Origin of the sequence: Eleftheria terrae (genome assembly GCF_030419005.1) — a bacterium.
Taxonomy (GTDB): Bacteria; Pseudomonadota; Gammaproteobacteria; order Burkholderiales; family Burkholderiaceae_C; genus Caldimonas; species Caldimonas terrae.
In genome coordinates, this window is record NZ_CP106951.1 from 4,346,139 (window position 1) to 4,361,336 (window position 15,198).

At 70.1% G+C, this 15,198-nt stretch carries 14 protein-coding genes; 8 read left to right on the top strand and 6 right to left on the bottom strand.

Features of this window, described 5'->3' with window-relative positions; translation table 11 throughout:
- Positions 1 to 196 precede the first annotated feature (196 nt).
- A complete protein-coding gene (locus N7L95_RS19440; protein WP_301256903.1) occupies positions 197 to 937 on the top strand; it encodes an FkbM family methyltransferase in 741 nt (246 codons plus the stop codon).
- A gap of 115 nt (positions 938 to 1,052) precedes the next feature.
- Here N7L95_RS19440 and N7L95_RS19445 read toward each other — a convergent pair whose 3' ends face one another.
- Entirely contained in the window at positions 1,053 to 1,832 is a 780-nt protein-coding gene (locus N7L95_RS19445; RefSeq protein WP_301260188.1) for an IclR family transcriptional regulator domain-containing protein, read from the bottom strand.
- 505 nt (positions 1,833 to 2,337) lie between these two features.
- Between N7L95_RS19445 and pcaB the strand changes: the two genes are divergently transcribed.
- Positions 2,338 to 3,723 (top strand): 3-carboxy-cis,cis-muconate cycloisomerase, encoded by a 1,386-nt coding sequence (pcaB, locus tag N7L95_RS19450; protein WP_301256904.1) that lies wholly within the window; start codon positions 2,338 to 2,340, stop codon positions 3,721 to 3,723.
- A gap of 41 nt (positions 3,724 to 3,764) precedes the next feature.
- Positions 3,765 to 4,988 (top strand): bifunctional 4-carboxymuconolactone decarboxylase/3-oxoadipate enol-lactonase PcaCD, encoded by a 1,224-nt coding sequence (pcaCD, locus tag N7L95_RS19455; RefSeq protein WP_301256905.1) that lies wholly within the window; start codon positions 3,765 to 3,767, stop codon positions 4,986 to 4,988.
- Here the strand turns inward: pcaCD and N7L95_RS19460 are convergent.
- The 4 genes from N7L95_RS19460 to N7L95_RS19475 form a co-directional block, all read right to left on the bottom strand.
- Positions 4,978 to 6,153 (bottom strand): ABC transporter substrate-binding protein, encoded by a 1,176-nt coding sequence (locus tag N7L95_RS19460; protein WP_301256906.1) that lies wholly within the window; start codon positions 6,151 to 6,153, stop codon positions 4,978 to 4,980. The genes pcaCD and N7L95_RS19460 overlap by 11 nt on opposite strands.
- Positions 6,154 to 6,376: 223 nt before the next feature.
- Positions 6,377 to 7,579 (bottom strand): 3-oxoadipyl-CoA thiolase, encoded by a 1,203-nt coding sequence (pcaF, locus tag N7L95_RS19465; RefSeq protein ID WP_301256907.1) that lies wholly within the window; start codon positions 7,577 to 7,579, stop codon positions 6,377 to 6,379.
- A gap of 51 nt (positions 7,580 to 7,630) precedes the next feature.
- Positions 7,631 to 8,278, bottom strand: coding sequence for a 3-oxoacid CoA-transferase subunit B (locus N7L95_RS19470; RefSeq protein ID WP_301256908.1), 648 nt, complete (start codon positions 8,276 to 8,278; stop codon positions 7,631 to 7,633).
- A 20-nt stretch (positions 8,279 to 8,298) separates the two neighbouring features.
- Positions 8,299 to 8,991, bottom strand: a complete 693-nt coding sequence (locus N7L95_RS19475; protein WP_301256909.1) for a 3-oxoacid CoA-transferase subunit A — start codon at positions 8,989 to 8,991, stop codon at positions 8,299 to 8,301.
- Between the two features lie 88 nt (positions 8,992 to 9,079).
- Here N7L95_RS19475 and N7L95_RS19480 point away from each other — a divergent pair, with 88 nt between their 5' ends.
- Positions 9,080 to 9,904, top strand: coding sequence for an IclR family transcriptional regulator domain-containing protein (locus tag N7L95_RS19480; protein WP_301256910.1), 825 nt, complete (start codon positions 9,080 to 9,082; stop codon positions 9,902 to 9,904).
- Positions 9,905 to 9,911: 7 nt separating this feature from the next.
- Here the strand turns inward: N7L95_RS19480 and N7L95_RS19485 are convergent, their stop codons facing one another.
- The gene (locus N7L95_RS19485) at positions 9,912 to 10,742 is read right to left on the bottom strand and encodes an IclR family transcriptional regulator (protein WP_301256911.1); all 831 of its coding nucleotides are present in this window, start codon (positions 10,740 to 10,742) and stop codon (positions 9,912 to 9,914) included.
- A 184-nt stretch (positions 10,743 to 10,926) separates the two neighbouring features.
- Here N7L95_RS19485 and N7L95_RS19490 point away from each other — a divergent pair, with 184 nt between their 5' ends.
- The 4 genes from N7L95_RS19490 to hmgA are packed head-to-tail and all read left to right on the top strand — an operon-like array spanning position 10,927 to position 15,197.
- A complete protein-coding gene (locus tag N7L95_RS19490) occupies positions 10,927 to 11,895 on the top strand; it encodes an MBL fold metallo-hydrolase (RefSeq protein WP_301256912.1) in 969 nt (322 codons plus the stop codon).
- Between the two features lie 11 nt (positions 11,896 to 11,906).
- Positions 11,907 to 13,625, top strand: coding sequence for an FAD-dependent oxidoreductase (locus N7L95_RS19495; RefSeq protein WP_301256913.1), 1,719 nt, complete (start codon positions 11,907 to 11,909; stop codon positions 13,623 to 13,625).
- Positions 13,626 to 13,641: 16 nt separating this feature from the next.
- A complete protein-coding gene (locus N7L95_RS19500; protein WP_301256914.1) occupies positions 13,642 to 13,899 on the top strand; it encodes a DUF2783 domain-containing protein in 258 nt (85 codons plus the stop codon).
- Positions 13,896 to 15,197 carry a homogentisate 1,2-dioxygenase gene (hmgA, locus tag N7L95_RS19505; RefSeq protein ID WP_301256915.1) on the top strand — a complete coding sequence of 434 codons (1,302 nt, stop codon included), beginning with the start codon at positions 13,896 to 13,898 and terminating at the stop codon, positions 15,195 to 15,197. Before N7L95_RS19500 ends, hmgA begins: the two co-directional genes overlap by 4 nt.
- Position 15,198: the final 1 nt, after the last annotated feature.

A 15,198-nucleotide genomic window follows, 5' to 3' on the forward strand; every position in this document is an offset into this window, starting at 1 on the left:
TCGGCAGCCCCCCGATCCCCGCCGTGCCCACTCTCCGTGGGCAACTCCGCAGGGGCTGCCTGTTGCACTTGCTGCCAATTTGGCTTTGTCGAAATGGGAAAGTGCGCCTAGCCTGAGGGGACGTCGCCGGGACACCCCCGGCAAGAACGCCACTTCCTTCGCAAAGGCCGCTCCGATGTCCGCACTTCGATCCGCCGTGAAGCTCGTTCTGCCGAAGAGTTCCATCGCGCACCTCAAAAGCTCGCGCAATGCGCTCAAGGCGGGGGTTTTCCCCGACTACCTGCGCACCTGGTCCAACAGCACCCGCAAGGTGCGGCTGGGCACCGAATACGGCGGGTGGGTGGTGCCCGAAGACGCTCTGCGGCCCGGGGCCGTCTGCTACTGCGTCGGTTGCGGCGAGGACATCTCCTTCGACCTCGCCCTGGTCGAGCGCTACGGTTGCGAAGTGCACGGCTTCGACCCGACGCCCCGCTCCATCGCCTACGTGACCGAGAAGACCCGCGGCATCGACGCCTACACCTTTCACCCGATCGGCATCTGGACCAGCGAAGGGGTGCTGCAGTTCTTCGCGCCGCAGGACAGCGAGCACGTGTCCTACAGCCTCACCAACCTGCAAAGCACCAGCCAGTCCATCGAGGTCCCGACCCAACGCCTGAAGCAGGTGCTGCAGGAGAACCGCCATCAGCGCCTGACGCTGCTCAAGCTCGACATCGAAGGTGCCGAGATCGCGGTGCTCGACACCCTGCTCGAAGACGGCATCGAGGTGGGCGTGCTCCTGGTGGAGTTCGATGAATTCAGCTACCCCACCGAGGAGCGGCTCAACGCCATCCGGCAGGCGGTGCGCCGGCTACAGGGGGCGGGCTACTCGATCTTCTGGATCGAGGGCCAGAACTTCACCTTCGTGCATCGCAGCCTGCAGCAAATGGCCACGCACTGAGCGGCCACGGAGCGGCTACTGAGCAGCAGCTGAGCAGCAACTGAGCAGCTGCTGAGCGGTCAGCGAGGCGGCTGCCTGCTGACGACGGCAGGCTCGCGGGTGCCGCCGCGTGTTTTCACAGCAGGTTGCGGATCTGCGCTTGCGCCTGCAGCAGGGCCGGCAGGCAGCGCTCCTGGAGGTCGGTGATCGACATGCGGGCGGCATGCACGCTGACATTGAGTGCGGCCACCGTGTCGCCGCGCAGGTTCTTCAGCGGCACGGAGAGCGTGCGCAGCCCGGCTTCCAGCTCCTGGTCCACGGTGGCGTAGCCCAGGGCCCGGGCACGCGCGATCTCGATGCGCAGCCGGTCCTTGTTGGTCAGGGTGTAGGGCGTGAGGGCTTGCAGGGTCTGCTGCTCCAGCCAGGCGTCGACCTTCTCCTGCGGCAGCGCGGCCAGCAGCACGCGGCCATTGGCGGTGCAGTAGGCGGGCACCCGGGTGCCAGGTTGCAGCGTGGCGGAGACCACCCGGCCCGCCGTGGTGGCCGCCACGCAGAGCACGTCGCTCGCGTCCAGCACGCCGGCCGAGGACGCTTCCTGCAGTGCATGGGCCAGCTTGTGCAGTTGCGGATGGACGATGCGGGGCAGCCGTGCCGAGTGCATGTAGGACTGGCCCAGGCGCAGCACCTTGGGGGCGAGCGAGAACATGCGGCCGTCGTAGCAGACGTAGCCCAGCTGCGTCAGGGTCAGCAGGTAGCGCCGCGCGGCGGCCCGGGTCAAGCCGGTGCGCTGGGCCACCTCTGTCATCGACAGACGCGACTGCTGCTGATCGAAGGCCTCGATCACGGCGAGGCCCTTTTCAAGTCCGGCAATGAAATCACGCTTCTGAACCGTGAATGCCGTGTCCTGGGTATCCATCGTTGCCACCCCCACCCCATCCTTCTGCCACTCGCGCGGTGCTGGCACCGCAGCGTGAAGTCCGGTCTTACTGCTTGGGAAAACCGCTTGTTGCGCCGGGCAATATAGCCTAGATTCGGCGATCCGTTCGTATGACACACAAACGTGCGACATGCGCACAAGACGGTGCGTCTCTGCATTTGCTTCCGCGGCCACACCCGCTTGTCCGGAATGAGTCTGCAAGACCTGTCTGGATGCGTTCGTCGCGTGCTTCGCCCCGGCATGCAGCCGTGCGTTTCCGGCGGCTGCAATGGAAAGCGGGGCGGCGTGTTCGTGAATGTCGTGCCCGAGCGTGCGGGGCTGCCGCCGCGCCCGTGTCCGTGTCCGCACGGCCGGCTCTTCGAACGGCAGCCATGCGCTGCGTGCGCCGGCTGGTGGGCGAACCCGGGTCGCTGCACCGCCCGCCGTTTTTCGGGCCGGCGCGGCGGTCATCCTTTCTGCCCGAATCTTCACCCCTGTCCGCTCGATGTCCGCATTCGTCTTTGAAGGATTCCTCTCGACGCCCGAAATGCTGGAGGTCTTCGGCGAAGCATCGGTGCTGCAGGCCATGATGGACTTCGAAGCGGCGCTGGCCGGGGCCCAGGCCGCCGAAGGCCTGCTGCCGGCCGGCGCTGCCCAGACCATCGCCAGTGTCTGCAAGGCAGAGCTGTACGACGTCGGTGCCATCGTCGCGGAGAGCGGACGGGCCGGCAGCCTCGCCATTCCGCTGGTGAACAAGCTCACCGAGACGGTGGCCCTGTTCGATCGACAGGCGGCCGGCTATGTGCACTGGGGCAGTACCAGCCAGGATGTGGTCGACACCGGCCTGGTGCTGCTGACGCGCCGCGCGCTGGCCCTGCTGGACCGCGATCTGGCCCGGCTGACCGAAGCCTTGCTTGCCCTCGCCGAAGCCCATCTCGATACCCCGGTGCTCGGCCGCACGCTGATGCAGCCGGCGCAAGTGGTGACCTTCGGCTACAAGGTGCTGGGCTGGGCCGCTCCCTTGCAGCGCTGCCGCCACCGACTGCGTGAAGCCGCTGGCCGGGCCCTGTGCCTCCAACTGGGCGGCGCGGTAGGCACCCTGTCGGCGATGGGCGCGCCGGCCCATGCGGTGGCGACCCGGGTCGCCGCGCTGCTGCAGCTGCCGCGCCCCGCCATGGCGTGGCACACCCAACGCGATGAGTGGGTGGCGCTGGGCGCCGAGGTGGGCGTCTTGTGTGGCGCGCTGGGCAAGCTGGCCCGTGACCTGTCCCTGCTGTCGCAGGCCGAGATCGCCGAGGTCGCCGAGCCGGCCGCCAGCGGCCGCGGGGGCTCCACCGCCATGCCGCACAAGCGCAATCCGGTGGCGTCGATGGTGGCGCTGGCGGCAGCGCTGCGGGCGCCGCAGCGGGTCGCGGCGCTGCTGGCGGCCATGCCGCAGGAGCACGAGCGCGGCCTCGGCAACTGGCAGGCCGAGCTGGCCGAGTGGGCCGGCCTCTTCATCTCCGCCCACGGGGCACTGAAGGCCATGGCTGATGCTGCTCAGGGCCTGCAGGTGGATGCCTGCCGCATGCGCAAGAACATCGACGCCCTGCAGGGCCTGGTGTTCACCGAGGCGGTGTCGATGCACCTCGCGCCCGGGCTGGGCCGGGCGGCGGCCCATGGCTGGCTGGAGCGGCTGTCGCAGCAGGCCGTGGCGCAGCGCCGGCACCTGCGCGAGGTGGTGATCGAGGCGGTGCAGTCCGAGCCCGCCTTGCGGGGCATCACCACCGCGGAACAGGTGGCTGCCTTGTTCGAGCTGCCGGCCGCCACTGCGCCGGCCGCCGCGATTGCCCGCGCCCAATTGCAGGCGTTGCGCGGCGATCCGGCGGCCAACACGACGCCCTCGTGCTGAAGCAACGGGCTCCCTTGGCATCACGACCACCGACCCTCGACATGAACGACCACCAGGACGACTTCGACCGCGGCCTCGTCCACCGCCGCGAAGTGCTTGGCGACGACTGGGTGCAGCGTTCGCTGGAGAACGCCAACAGCTTCAATGCCGAATTCCAGGAGCTGATCACCCGCCACGCCTGGCTGGACATCTGGGGCCGGCCCGGGCTGGACCATCGCACCCGGCGGCTGCTGGTGCTGGCGATGACCCTGGCACAGGGCCGCTGGGAGGAATTCGACCTGCATGTGCGCGCAGCGGTGCAGCACGGCCTGGCACTCGACGAGATCAAGGAGGCCTTGTTGCAGTCGGCCATCTATTGCGGCGTGCCGGCGGCCAACACCGCCTTCAGCCGGGCGGTGCGCGTGCTCCGCGACCTTGGCGTGGCACTGGCCCCGATGCCGCTGGCGGCCCCGTGGCGCGCCGAGGTGCACCGCACCTTCAGCACGCCGCAGCTGCACCTGTTGCGGCAGGGCCAGGGACGGCCAGTGGTGCTGAGCCACGCGCTGGGACTCGATTCCCACATGTGGGACCCTCTGGCCAGCTCGCTGGCCGGCGACTGCGAGGTGCTGCGCTACGACCATCGCGGGCACGGCCGCTCCGCCGTGCCGGCCGGCCCCTATGCCATGGACCAGCTGGTGGCTGATGCGGCCCGGGTGGTGCGCGAATGGGGCCGCGGGCCGGTGCTGTGGGTCGGCCTGTCGATGGGCGGCATGGTCGGCCTGGGCCTGGCGGCGCGCCATCCGGAGCTGGTGCAGGCATTGGTGGTCGCGAACTCGACCGCCTGCTATCCGCCGGCCGCGCGCGACGCCTGGCAGCAGCGCATCGATGCGGTGCGCCAGGGCGGCCTGGCCGCCGTCGCGGAGGCGGTGATGGCGCGGTACTTCCATGCCGGCTTCCTGGCCGGCCAGCCGGAGGTGGCAGCCCGTGCCCGTGCCACCCTGCTGGCCACCGACCCGGTGGGCTACCTCGGCTGCTGCCATGCGGTGGCCGCGGTGGACTGGCGTGCCGAACTGCCGGGCCTGAAGTGCCCCACGCTGGTACTGGCCGGCGCGCTGGACGCCGGGGCGCCGCCGTCGATGTCCGAAGCGATTGCGGCGGCGATCCCGGGGGCACGCCTGGAACTGATGGAGGGCGCCTCGCATATCAGCGTGCTGGAGCAGCCGGCCGCCTTCGAGCGGCTGCTGCGCGAGTTCATGCTGGCCCACGGACCGTCCGTCAGCGGATGAAGCGGCCACCGCGGCCGACCATGGTCAGGTCGACAAAGTGGCTGGCATTGCTGCCCGGTCCCGAGAAGTGGACCAGGAAGCCGCCGAGGTCGAGCCGCTTCAGGCTCCAGGCCGCGGTGATGAAGTCCTGCCGGCTCGGGTTGCGGCCGGCGCGGCGCAGCGCCTCGACGAAGACGCGCGCGTTGACATAGCCTTCGAGTGCCATGTGGGATGGGTCCATCGGCGTGCCCAGCCAGCGCCAGGCCTGCAGGAAGTCACGCACCACCGGCAGCATCGGGTTGGTGGGCGGCGGTACCACCTGCGTCACGGTGATGCCCACCGCGTCGTGCCCCAGCGCGGCCAGTGTGCTGGCCGCGCCCAGCACCGAGAGTGCATACAGCGGCAAGCCGCGGCGCAGCGCTCGCATGTTCTTCACGAAGTCGACCGTCGGTTTGCCGGCCAGCGCCATCAGCACCGCTTCGGGCTGGGCCGTGGCGACGGCCTGGGCGGCCTGCTCCGCGCCCTGGCCGTCGCTCTGCACCGGCGTGATCGTCAAGGCAGTGAGGCCGCGCTTGGCCAGGGCGGCCTGGGCGGCGGCCGCCACTTCCTTGCCGAAGCTGTTGTGCTGGCACACCAGCGCAATGCGCCGCGGGCCGACGGTGGAGATGTGCTGCACCAGCTGCTCGGTCTCCTCGGCATAGCTCGCGCGCACGTTGAACACGTTGTCGAAGTCCTTGGGCCGAGCCACCTGGGCGCCGCTGAAAGGGGTGAAGTAGGGCAGGTCCGTGTTGCGCAACAGGGGCAGGGCCGCCTCCACCATCGGCGTGCCGAGGCAGCTGAACAGCGCGAACAGGTCGGGGTCGGCCATGAAGGCCTGGAGGTTGTCCTGCGAGCGCCGCGTGTCGTAGCCGTCGTCCCGGACCACCAGGTCGATGCGGGCGCCGTGCACACCGCCTTGCGCGTTGAGCGCGTCGAAGCAGGCCTTGGCACCATGGTGCACCGCCAGGCCCAGGTCGGACAGTGGCCCGGTCAGCGCGGCCGACTGGCACAACCGCAGCACGGTGCCCGGCTGGGCCTGGATGCGTGCGGCGCCGAGGCTGCTCGCCAGCGCGGCGCTGCCCAGGGTCAGCAGGCGACGGCGGGCGCGGTCGGGCCGGCCGCCAGGACGAGTCGGAAAGGAAGACATCGTGCAGCTCCTGGCATCTGAGGGTGACGCAGCCCATCGGTGATGGGCGGCCTGATGCTAGGGACCACGGTGGCGCTCGGCTGTCATTGCGACGACAGCAGGATCATTGAAACGCCTGGGAGTTTCCCATCCTGAAGATCTCTACAGCTGGCAAAGCCGGAAGGGGCAAGGACGAATGGGCCCGCCATGCCCCGGGGCTCAAGACCTTGTCGGACGCCTTCGGTCAGACCCGCTCCAGCACCAGCGCAATGCCCTGGCCCACGCCGATGCACATGGTGCACAGCGCGTAGCGGCCGCCGCTGCGCTGTAGCTGGTTGACAGCGGTGGTGGCCAGCCGTGCACCGGAGGCGCCGAGCGGATGGCCCAGCGCGATGGCACCGCCGTTGGGATTGACGCGCGGATCGTCGTCGGCCAGGCCGAGTGCCCGCAGCACCGCCAGCGCCTGCGCGGCGAAGGCCTCGTTCAGCTCGATCACGTCCATGTCCGCCAGGCCGAGGCCGGTCTGCGCCAACACCTTGCGGGTCGCCGGCACCGGGCCCATGCCCATGATGCGCGGTGCCAGACCGGCGGTGGCCATCCCCACCACCCGCGCGCGCGGCAGCAGGCCGTGGCGGGCGGCCGTGGTTTCGTCGGCCAGCAGCAGGGCACAGGCGCCGTCATTGACGCCCGAGGCATTGCCGGCCGTGACGCTGCCACCGGGCCGCACCACCGGCTTGAGCCGGGCCAGCGCTTCGAGCGAGGTGGCGCGGGGGTGTTCGTCCTGCAGCACCTGCAGCGGCTCGCCCTGCTTCTGGGGGATGAGCACCGGTGTGATCTCGGCCTCGAAGAAGCCGGCCTGCCGGGCCGCCAGGGCCCGGTTCTGCGAGGCGAGGGCCAGGCGGTCCTGATCCTCGCGCGCAATGCCGTGCTCGGCGGCGACATGCTCGGCGGTCTCGGGCATCGAGTCGACCCCATGGCGGGCCTGCATCAGCGGGTTGACGAAGCGCCAGCCGATGGTGGTGTCGTGCAGTGTGGCGGCGCGGCTGAAGGCCGTCTCGGCCTTGCCCATCACGAAGGGCGCGCGGCTCATGCTCTCCACGCCGCCAGCGATCATCAGGCCGGCTTCGCCGCTGCGAATGGCGCGTGCCGCGCTGCCCACCGCGTCCAGCCCCGACCCGCACAGCCGGTTGATGGTGCTGCCCGGCACTTCCAGCGGCAGCCCCGCAAGCAGGGCCGACATGCGGGCCACGTTGCGGTTGTCTTCGCCGGCCTGGTTGGCACAGCCGTAGATCACGTCGTCCACCGCGGCCCAGTCCACCCCGGGGTGGCGGGCCATCAAGGCGGCAAGGGGCACCGCGCCGAGGTCATCGGTGCGCACCGAGGCCAACGCGCCGCCGTAGCGGCCGAACGGGGTGCGGATGGCGTCGCAGATGTAGGCGTGGGGCATGGCAGTGCAGGGGTGAAGGACGTGAAGAGTAGGCAAGCAAGCTGCAGCGGCTCAGCGGGCATCGGTCAGCGCGACCGCGGTGTTCTGCTGCAGGGTGGGGAAGTCGAGTCCCTCGACCATGTCGAGCACCCGGGCCTGGCCGCCCTCAAGCTCGATGACGGCCAGGTCGGTGTAGATCCGGCTGACGCAGCCCATGCCGGTGAGCGGGTAGCTGCAGCATGGCACCAGCTTGCTCTCGCCGGCCTTGGTCAGGTGCTCCATCATCACGAAGGTGCGCTTGGCACCGATGGCGAGGTCCATCGCGCCGCCGACCGCGGGGATGGCGTCAGCCGCGCCGGTGTGCCAGTTGGCGAGGTCGCCGTTGACGGCCACCTGGAAGGCGCCGAGCACGCAGATGTCGAGGTGGCCGCCGCGCATCATCGCGAAGCTGTCGGCATGGTGGAAGTAGCAGCCACCGGGGCGCAGCGTCACGGCCTGCTTGCCGGCATTGATCAGGTCCGGGTCTTCCTCGCCGCGCGGCGGTGCGGGGCCCATGCCGAGCACGCCGTTCTCGCTGTGCAGCACCACCTCGCGGTCGGCCGGCAGATGATTGGCCACCAGCGTCGGCAGGCCGATGCCGAGGTTGACCACCATGCCGTCTTCGATGTCGCGGGCGACGCGGGCGGCCATCTGGTCGCGGTTCCATCTGGGGAGTGTCATGGGTCTGGGTTCCTGGCGCCTCAAGCCGCCTGCTGCCCGAGCGTCGGCGCGCGTGGCACCTGCACCAGGCGCTGAACATAGATGCCGGGCGTGACGACCGCCTCCGGGTCCAGCCCGCCCAGCGGCACCACCTCGTGCACCGAGGCGATGGTGAGCCGGGCCGCGGCGGCCATCACCGGCCCGAAATTGCGCGCGGTCTTGCGATAGGTGAGATTGCCCCAGCGGTCGCCGCGCTCGGCCTTGACCAGCGCCACGTCGCCGGGCAGGGCCTGTTCGAGCACGTGCATGCGGCCGCCGATCTCGCGGGTTTCCTTGCCCCGGGCCAGCTCGGTGCCATAGCCGGTCGGCGTGAAGAAGGCGCCGATGCCGGCGCCCGCCGCGCGGATGCGCTCGGCCAGGTTGCCTTGTGGCACCAGCTCGAGTTCGAGCCGGCCGGCGCGATACAGGCTGTCGAAGACGTGGGAGTCGACCTGGCGCGGGAAGGAACAGATGATCTTGCGCACGCGACCCGCCTTCAGCAAGGCGGCCAGGCCGACGTCGCCGTTGCCGGCGTTGTTGCTCACCACGGTCAGCTCGCGCGCGCCCTGGGCGAGCAGGGCATCGATCAATTCTGACGGCTGGCCGGCGCTGCCGAAACCACCGATCATCACCGTCGATCCGTCGGCGATGCCGGCAAGCGCTGCTTCGAGCGAGGGCGCAATCTTGTCGATCATGGACGGATGGAGAACAGGTTCTTGATTTCGATCTAAGAAGTTCGCATACTGAACATCAGTTCAATATAAGAACAAAGTGTAGTTTGCCATGAATGACCTCTCAAGCGAGCCCTGCCCTGAGGCGACCGCCGCCGCTTCGGCACGGCAGGAGCCCGGTGACAGCTACGTTCAGTCCTTTGCGCGGGGCCTGTCGGTGGTGCGCACCTTCAGTGCCGACGCGCCGGCGCAAACCATCACCGAGGTGGCCGAGCGAGCCGGCCTGACGCGGGCCGGTGCCCGCCGCATCCTGCACACGCTGCAGCACCTCGGGTATGTGGAGGCCGAAGGCCGGCTGTTTCGCCTGACGCCCAAGATCCTCGACCTCGGCTTTGCCTACCTCAGCTCGCTGCCGCTGTGGAATCTGGCCGAGCCGGTGATGGAGGGGCTGGTGCAGGAGGTGAAGGAGTCGTGCTCGGCGGCTGTGCTGGACGGCAGCGACATCGTCTATGTGCTGCGGGTGCCGACCCACAAGATCATGGCCGTCAGCCTGGGGGTGGGCAGCCGCCTGCCGGCCTATTGCACCTCGATGGGCCGGGTGCTGCTGGCCGGCTTGCCGCCGGCCAGCGTGCCGGCGCGGCTGGTGTCAGGGCCGCTGCTGCAGCGCACGCCGAAGACGGTGATCGAGGTGCCGCGCCTGGTCGAGCTGGTGGACCAGGTGCGCCAGCAAGGCTGGGCCCTGGTGGCCGAGGAGCTGGAGGAAGGCCTGGTGTCGCTGGCCGCGCCGATCCGCGGCCGTCACGGGGAGGTGGTGGCGGCCATCAACGTCAGTGGCCAGCACCACCGCACGCCGCCGGTGGTCATGCTGGAGCGCTTCCTTCCGAAACTGCGGGCCGCGGCCGACGAGATCAGCGCCATGATCGGCGGGCGCGGCTAGCCGTTCCTCAGGGCAGGCGCTCGCCCAGGCGGCGGCCGATGGCGCGTGCGCACTGCTGCAGGGCCTGCGAGATCGGGCCTTCCCAGCGGGTGTCGAACAGCCCCGTGGGGCCGATGGCAGTGACGGCGAGCACCATCGTGCCGGTGTGATCGAACACCGGCGCCGACATTGCGCTGATGCCCTGGATCACTGCGCCCTCGCTGCGGCTCATGCCGTGCGCGCGCACCTCGGGCAGCTGCTGTTCGAAGGCCTCCCAGGTGGGCAGCGGTTCGGGCCGGGGCATGCCGGGGACCGGGGGGCGTTCGCGCTCCAGCTGCTCGCGTCGCCGCTCGTCCTCCAGCACCGCCTTCACGGTCTCGGGCGGCAGGTAGGCGGCGAACAGCCGGCCCGAGGCGGTGTCCGTCACCGACACCACGGTGCCGTGCCGCATGTTCACATGCACCGGTGCCGGCGATTCCTCCAACCGCACGATGGTGGGCCCGCGTGTGCCCCACACGGCGATGGCCACCGTGTGGCCGATGCGCAGGGCCAGCTCGGCAATCAAGGGGGTGGCGACGCGCACCGGGTCGGCCTGCTGCAGGCTGATCAGGCCGAGCTGCAGGGCGAGCGGGCCGAGGCCATAGCGGCCGGTCGCCTCGTCCTGCTCGATCAGCCCGAGCTTGCCGAAGCTCACCAGGTAGGGATGCGCCTTGGCCGGCGCCATGCCGGCTTCGCGCGCCAGGTCCTTCAGGGCCAGCGGCCGCCCCTGGTGGGCCAGGGCCAGCAGCAACTGGCCGCCCACTTCCACGCTCTGGATGCCGCGCCGGTCGCGCTCGGCCTTGTTGTCGTCTTCTTCCACAGGAGTCCTCTGGGCCCGCCACCGCCGGCCGCCAGGGTTTACCCGCGAATGCGGTTTGGCGGTCGCAAATGCGTTAGACATTAGCAAACGGATTTACTAACATCAAGCATCGCTTTGGTAATGGCAAATCGTTTTGTCTAAGTTTAATCTGCCACAAGGCAGGGATGTAGCACAGGAGTCGCCGATGAGCAGCAGCCCGGGCAGCAAGCACTTCGCTTCGCAAGCCGATCTCCAGGACAAGCAGGTCAGCTTCACCCGCCTTTCGGACAACGCCTATGCCTATACCGCTGAAGGCGACCCCAACACCGGCGTGATCATCGGCGACGACGCGGTGATGGTGATCGACACCCAGGCGACGCCGGCGATGGCGCAGGACGTCATCCGCCGCATCCGCGCCGTCACCGACAAGCCGATCCGCTACGTGCTGCTGTCTCATTACCACGCGGTGCGGGTGCTCGGTGCCTCGGCCTATGGCGCCGAGCACATCATCGCCAGCGAGGACACGCGCGAGCTGATCGTGGAGCGTGGCGAGCAGGACAAGGCCAGCGAGATCGGGCGCTTCCCGCGCCTGTTCCGCGCGGTGGAGTCGGTGCCGGACGGCCTGACCTGGCCGACCCTGACCTTCACCGGCAAGCTCACCCTGTGGCTGGGCTCGCTCGAAGTGCAGCTGCTGCAGCTGGGCCGCGGCCACACCAAGGGCGACACGGTGGCCTGGCTGCCGCAGCAGAAGATCCTGTTCGCTGGCGACCTGGTCGAGTTCGACGCCACGCCCTATGCCGGCGACGCCTACTTCGGCGACTGGCCGCACACGCTGGACCGGCTGGCCGCACTGCAACCCGAGCAGCTGGTGCCAGGCCGCGGCGCGGCACTGACCACGCCGCAGCAGGTGCAGCAGGGCCTGGCCGGTACCCGCGCCTTCATCGCCGATCTGCATGCGAGCGTGAGTGCCGGCGTGCGCGCGGGCCAGCCTCTGAAGGCGGTCTACCGCGACACCTATGAGGCGCTGAAGGGCCGCTACGGTCACTGGGTGATCTTCGACCACTGCCTGCCCTTCGACGTGACGCGCTGCTATGACGAGGTCAGCGGGCATGCCGACCCGCGCATCTGGACGGCCGAGCGCGACCAGCAGATGTGGCAGGCCCTGGAAGGCTGAAGCGAGCCCGCATGCCGATGGCCTCCACCGCCACCGATGACGTGGACTACCCCTCGCTGCGCTTTGTGCACGCGCCGCTGCCCGCTGGCGGGGAGGGCGCGGTGCGCCACCCGGTGGTGGTGGTCGGCGCTGGCCCGGTCGGCCTGAGCCTGGCCATCGACCTGGCGCAGCAGGGCGTGCCGGTGCTGCTGCTCGACCGCGACGACCGGCTGGCCTCGGGCTCGCGGGCCATCTGCTTCGCCCAGCGCACGCTGGAGGTGTTCGACCGCCTGGGCTGTGGCGAGCGCTTCGTGCAGAAGGGCGTGTCCTGGCAGGTCGGCAAGGTCTTCTTCCGCGACGAGCAGGTCTACCGCTTCGACCTGCAGCCGCAGGCGGGCCACCAGCGGCCGGCCTTCGTGAACCTGCAGCAGTACTACTGCGAGGGCTACCTGGTCGAGCGCGCGCAACAGCTGCAGGAGCGGCTCCATCTGCGCTGGGGTCACCAGGTGGTGGCGGTGGAGGCGGGCGACGACGGCGTGTCGCTGGAGGTGGAGGCTGGCGGAGGGCGCTACCGGCTGCAGACCGACTACCTGGTGGCCTGTGACGGCGCCCGCTCGGTGGTCCGGCAGCAGCTGGGGCGCGAACGCGCCGGGCGGGTGTTCCGCGACCGCTTCCTGATTGCCGACGTCCGCCTGCCGCAGGGCGGCTTCCCGGCGGAGCGGTGGTTCTGGTTCGACCCGCCGTTCCATCCCGGCCAGAGCGTGCTGCTGCACAGCCAGCCGGACGGTGTCTGGCGGGTCGACTTCCAGCTCGGCTGGGATGCCGATCCGCAGGAGGCCCAGCGTCCCGAGCACCTGCTGCCGCGGCTGCGGGCGCTGCTCGGCGAGCAGCCCTTCGAGCTCGAATGGGTCAGCGTCTACACCTTTGCCTGCCAGCGCATGGAGCGCTTCCGGGAGGGCCGGGTGCTGTTCGCCGGCGACGCGGCGCACCGGGTCTCGCCCTTCGGCGCACGCGGCGCGAACTCCGGCGTGCAGGATGCCGACAACCTGGCCTGGAAGCTCGCCTGTGTGCTGCGGGGCGAGGCGCCGCCCGCGCTGCTCGACAGCTACGCCGACGAGCGCGAGCAGGCGGCCGACGAGAACATCCGCCATTCCAGCCGGGCCACCGACTTCATCAGCCCCAAGAGCGAAGTCAGCCGGCTGTTCCGGCAATCGGTGCTCGAGCTGGCCAAGGAGCACGCCTTCGCCCGCACGCTGGTGAACAGCGGCCGGCTGTCGACGCCCACCTGGTTGCCGGCGTCCCCGCTGAACACGCCGGACGCCGACCGCTTCGACGGCGGCCTGCCGCCTGGCGCACCGGCCACCGATGCACCGGTGCGGGCGTGCCCGGCAGACGGCAGCCAGGCGGTCCCCGGCTGGCTGCTGCGCCAGCTGCCGGCGACCGGCTTCACCGCCTTGCTGTTCGGCCCCGGCGGGATGGACGCCGCGGCGCTCGAGGCATGGCAGGCGGCCGCCCACGGCCTGGCCTCACTGCAGTGGGTGGTGGTGCTGCCGGCCGGTGCCACCCGCCGGCCGGCGCTGGCCGGCGCCCGCGTGCTGCTGGATGCCGAGGGCCTGCTGCAAGAGCGCTACGACGGCCGGCCGGGCACCCTCTATCTGCTGCGGCCCGACCGGCATGTCTGCGCCCGCTGGCGCCGGCCCGAGCCGGCTGCACTGCGTGCCGCGCTGCAGCGGGCCTTGTGCCGCGCCTAGCCCGGAAGAACTGACGATGACACTCATCACCACCCCCCACCTCGACGCGCCGGACGAATTCTACGAAGCGCTGATCGAGGCTCACCAAGGCCTGAGCACCGCGCAGAGCCACGAGCTCAATGCCAAGCTGGTGCTGCTGCTGGCCAACCATGTCGGCGCAAGCCAGGTGCTGCTGCAGGCCCTGGCCCTGGCGCGCGCCAATGTCCTCACCGCCGCCGCTGCAGCAGCAACGACCGCTGCCGGCGCGACGCATCCTGAAGGAGCCCAACGATGACCTCATCACCCACCCTGACCTACCAGAGCGGCTTCGGCAACGAATTCGCCACCGAGGCCGTGGCCGGTGCGCTGCCGCAAGGCCGCAACAGCCCGCAGCGCGCCCCGTTCGACCTCTACCCGGAGCTGGTCTCGGGCACCGCCTTCACTGCGCCGCGGGCCGAGAACCGGCGCAGCTGGCTGTACCGGCGCCAGCCGTCGGTGGTGTCGGGCCGCTATGCCGCCTACGCCCAGCCGTTCTGGAAGACCGGTGCCGCCGAGGGGCTGCGCACCTCGCCCGAGCCGCTGCGCTGGCACCCGTTCCCGCTGCCGCAGGACGAGGCCGACTTCATCGACGGCATGCGCACGCTGGCCGTCAATGGCGATGTCGAGGCCCAGACCGGCATGGGCGCCCATGTCTACCTGGCCAACCGCTCGATGGAGCGGCGCGCCTTCGTCAACGCCGACGGCGAGATGCTGCTGGTGCCGCAACAGGGCCGCCTGCGCATCACCACCGAGCTCGGCGTGCTGGACGTGGCACCCGGCGAGATCGCGCTGCTGCCGCGCGGCATTGCCTTCAAGGTGGCGCTGCCGGACGGCCCGTCGCGTGGCTATGTCTGCGAGAACTACGGTGCCATGTTCCGGCTGCCCGAGCTGGGCCCGATCGGCTCCAACGGCCTGGCCAACGCGCGCGACTTCCAGGCGCCCGTGGCCGCCTACGAGCCCGAGGCCGGCGAGTACGAGGTGGTGAAGAAGTTCGCCGGCGCGCTGTGGCGCGCGCCGATGGCCCACACCCCGTTCAACGTGGTCGCGTGGCACGGCAACCTGGCGCCCTGCAAGTACAACACCGCGCACTTCATGACGATCGGCTCGATCAGCCACGACCATCCCGACCCGTCCATCTTCACGGTGCTGACCTCGCCGTCGGACACCCCGGGCACCGCCAATTGCGACTTCGTGATCTTCCCGCCGCGCTGGATGGTGGCCGAGGACACCTTCCGTCCGCCGTGGTACCACCGCAACCTGATGAGCGAGTTCATGGGCCTGGTCTATGGCCAGTACGATGCCAAGCCCGAAGGCTTCAAGCCCGGCGGCGCCTCGCTGCACAACTGCATGGTGCCCCACGGCCCGGACACCGAGGCCTTCGAGAAGGCCAGCACCGCCGAACTCAAGCCCCACAAGCTCGACAACACGCTGGCCTTCATGTTCGAAAGCCGCTTCCGCTTCCTGCCGACCGAGTTCGCGATGAACGGCGGCGCCCTCGACACTGCCTATGCCGACTGCTGGCAAGGCCTGAAGAACCAGTTCAAGGAGGACTGAC